The 647-nt window shown below is 60.9% G+C and carries 1 protein-coding gene; it reads left to right on the top strand.

The genetic code is table 11. The features are described from left to right. Positions 1-647 (top strand): molybdopterin cofactor-binding domain-containing protein (locus ACR0C6_RS21895; RefSeq protein ID WP_480621276.1); only part of this gene is annotated, 647 nt, incomplete at both ends.

Consider the following 647-nt stretch of genomic DNA (forward strand, 5'->3'; position numbering starts at 1 on the left):
CAGGGTGTTTTCCGCTTGCAGGGCGGGGCCTTTCCCGGTGCGCCGGGCGACATGACAGCCATGTGTGCCTTTGCGCCGTACAACCTGACCAACGTCAAGCAGATCGGCTATGACGTTATGTCCAACCGCCCAAAGCAGGCAGCGTATCGCGCGCCGGGTGCACCAATGGGTGCCTTTGCGGTCGAGTCGGTGATCGATGAGTTGTGCAACAAGCTGGGACTCGACCCCGTTGAGGTACGTCTGAAGAACGCCGCGCATGAGGGCACGAAAGCCAGCTATGGACCTACCTACGAGCGCATCGGTCTTGTCGAAACGTTGGAAGCAGCCAAGGCGCATCCTCATTATTCGGCTCCGCTGAAGCCAGGGCAGGGGCGCGGTATTTCCTGTGGCTTCTGGTTTAACCATGGTGGCGAGACCAGCGTTTCGCTTGCCTTGTCCGAGGATGGCTCGGCTCAGGTGATGGTCGGAACGCCTGATATCGGTGGCTCGCGCGCGTCGATGGCCCTGATGGCGGCCGAGGTTCTGGGCATTCCGTATGAAAACATCCGGGTGACCATCGCCGATACGGCCACGCTGGGCTACAATGACGTAAGCCATGGCTCTCGCGTGACCTACGCGTCAGGGCTGGCGACGATCAAAGCTGCGAG

Source organism: Ruegeria sp. AL12, from assembly GCF_056540885.1.